Genomic DNA, 2,771 nt, shown 5'->3' with positions numbered 1-2,771 from the left:
GGCAGATCCTCACGATCGGACCGGTGCCGCCGGAGCTGGCCAGCGCGGCGGCCGCCGCCGAAAGCACAGTCGCCGATCTGACGGCCGAGGCTGCCAAGTACGAGCCCCGCCCCCTGGTCGCCGCCAACCTCGCGCCCGATCACGTCACCGGGCTGTCCTACACCGGCGGCACGACCGGCAAGCCCAAGGGCGTCATGATGACGAGCCAGGCCACCAGCACGATGACGACCATTCAGCTCGCCGAGTGGGAGTGGCCGGAGGCCCCGAAGTTCCTGATGCTCACCCCGCTGTCGCATGCTGGGGCGGCGTACTTCCTGCCGACTCTGGTCAAGGGCGGCGAGATGCACGTGATGGCGAAATTCGATCCAGCAGAGGCACTTCGGGTGATCGAAGAGGAGAAGATCACCGCGACGTTCGTGGTGCCCGCGATGCTGTACGCGCTGATGGACCACCCGGACTCCAAGACCCGCGATCTGTCGTCGCTGGAGACGGTGTACTACGGCGCGTCGGCGATCAACCCGGTGCGGCTGGCGGAGGCCATCGACCGGTTCGGCAAGATCTTCGCGCAGAACTATGGGCAGTCCGAGGCGCCGATGGCGATCTCCTACCTCGGCAAGAACGACCACGACGAGAAGCGGCTGACGTCCTGTGGGCGGCCGACCCTGTTCGCCAGGTGCGCGCTGCTCGACGCCGAGGGCAATCCGGTGCCGCAGGGCGAGGTCGGCGAGGTGTGCGTATCCGGGCCGCTGCTCTCAGGTGGCTACTGGAAGCTGCCGGAGCAGACCGCCGAGACCTTCAAGGATGGCTGGTTACACACCGGCGACATGGCCCGCGAGGACGAGGACGGCTTCTGGTTCATCGTCGACCGGGTCAAGGACATGATCGTCACCGGCGGGTTCAACGTGTACCCGCGCGAGGTGGAAGACGTTGTGGCCGAACATCCTTCGGTGGCGCAGGTCTGCGTCGTCGGCAGCCCCGACGAGAAGTGGGGCGAGACCGTGACGGCCGTGGTGGTGCTGCGCCCCGACGCGGATTCGGACGACGCGGCGGTTGCTACGTTGACCGCCGAGATCCAGGCGGCGGTCAAGGAGCGCAAGGGTTCGGTGCAGGTGCCCAAACAGGTCTACGTCGTCGACTCGCTACCCGTGACCGGGCTCGGCAAGCCCGACAAGAAGGCTGTGCGGGCGCAGTTCTGGGAGGGCTCGAGCCGGGCGGTCGGCTAGGAGGCTGGTAGCGCTGCGAGGATCCCATCGAGCAGCTCGCCGGCCGTCCGGGCGGCCTGCTCGACGTCGCCGACGGCGATGTACTCGAACAGCACGCCATGGTCGAGGACCTGGAGGGGCATCTCGTGCGTGGTCGCCACGCTCGCGGTGATGACCTCCATCAGCCCGCGGTACAGCTCGAGGAGTATCGCGTTGTGCGAGCTGCGAATCACCGCGAGATGGAACTCCGCGTCGACACGGGCGAAGTCGTCGCGGCGGCCGACGCGTTCGGCCTCCTCCCGCCGCTCGAGCAGTTTCCGGAGTTCGGTCAGGTCGGCGTCGGTGCGGTTGGTGGCAGCCAGCCTGGCTCCCTCTACGTCAAGTCCGCGGCGAACCTCGAGAACCTCGCGCAGCTCCGCCCCGCAGAGCCGACGTAGCGCACCCGATACCTCGCTGGTGGCGCGGACGTAGGTGCCGTCCCCCTGCCGGACCTCGAGGATGCCCGCATGAGCGAGCGCACGCACGGCCTCCCGAACCGTGTTCCTGCCGACTCCGAGCGATTCGACCAGGACGGCTTCGTTGGGAATGCGATGACCGACGGGCCACTCCCCACAGGAGACCGATTGCCGAATCTGCTCGATGACTTGGTCGACGAGCCCGGTCCGACGCGCAGTGCTCAAGGGCACGGAGACATCCTTTCAACCAATCATGGGATGTATGGCACAGTAGCAGCGTGCGAGGCATCAGGCAGAGTCAACGGATGGGCGGCACCGTCGACCACCCGCGCGCCGAATCGACGGGCATCCCCGTGGTTGCCGGCGGCGCCCTGCTCGCCGTCGCGGTCGTACTCACCGCACTGAACCTGCGACCCGCCGTCACCAGCGTGGCGCCCCTACTCGGCGACATGCGCGACGAGTTGGGCACGTCGGCCACCTGGGCGGGGCTCCTCACCACGATGCCAGGGCTGTGCTTCGCCGCCGCAGGCCTGGCCGCACCGCGCCTGGCCGCCCGGTTCGGCCTCGGACGAGTCATCTCGTTTGCCCTCGCAGTCCTGGTCGCCGGGCTGGCAGTCCGCGCCGTCGACGGTCCGCACGTCGTCATCGGCGCGACGTTCCTTGCCTGCGCGGGCATCGCGTTGGTCAACGTGTTGATCCCCGTCGTGATCAAGGGTTCGTTCCCCGCGAGGGTCGGCCTGATGACAGGCATCTACACCGGCGCCCTCCAAGGTGGCGGTGCGCTCGGCTCGGCCGTCACCCCCGGTCTGGAGCAACCGCTCGGCGGGTGGCGCGAGGCGCTGGCAGCCTGGGCCGTGGTCGCCTTCATTGCCCTGTTGGCCTGGCTACCTGCGTCCCGGCGCCACCGCGGCTCCTGGGCGCAGTCCTCCGGACCGACCGGAGCGCGCCGCTCCCTGCTGCGCAACCCGCTGGCGTGGACCGTCACGGCGTTCTTCGGCAGTCAGGCGTTCCTGGCGTACATCGTGATGGGTTGGCTACCACAGGTATTCATCGACAACGGGGTCCCAAAGGTCGACGCCGGACTCCTGGTCGGACTGGTGTCGTTGATCGGCGT

The 2,771-nt window shown here is 68.4% G+C and carries 3 protein-coding genes; 2 read left to right on the top strand and 1 reads right to left on the bottom strand.

Annotation, left to right across the window (positions count from 1 at the left end):
* On the top strand, positions 1–1,223 hold a 1,223-nt coding region (locus tag ABW137_RS04020), incomplete at its 5' end, for an AMP-binding protein (RefSeq protein WP_526397123.1).
* On the opposite strand, the gene ABW137_RS04015 is transcribed toward ABW137_RS04020, so the two are convergent.
* On the bottom strand, positions 1,220–1,888 hold the full coding sequence (locus ABW137_RS04015; protein WP_526397121.1) for a FadR/GntR family transcriptional regulator: 669 nt from the start codon (positions 1,886–1,888) through the stop codon (positions 1,220–1,222). The genes ABW137_RS04020 and ABW137_RS04015 overlap by 4 nt on opposite strands.
* Before the next feature lie 74 nt (positions 1,889–1,962).
* Here ABW137_RS04015 and ABW137_RS04010 point away from each other — a divergent pair.
* Positions 1,963–2,771, top strand: an 809-nt coding sequence (locus ABW137_RS04010) for an MFS transporter (RefSeq protein WP_526397125.1), incomplete at its 3' end; no start/stop codon positions are given.

The sequence above is a fragment of the Mycobacterium sp. genome (assembly GCF_040509115.1).
Classification (GTDB): Bacteria; Actinomycetota; Actinomycetes; order Mycobacteriales; family Mycobacteriaceae; genus Mycobacterium.
This window is presented reverse-complemented; position numbering and strand designations above follow the sequence as displayed.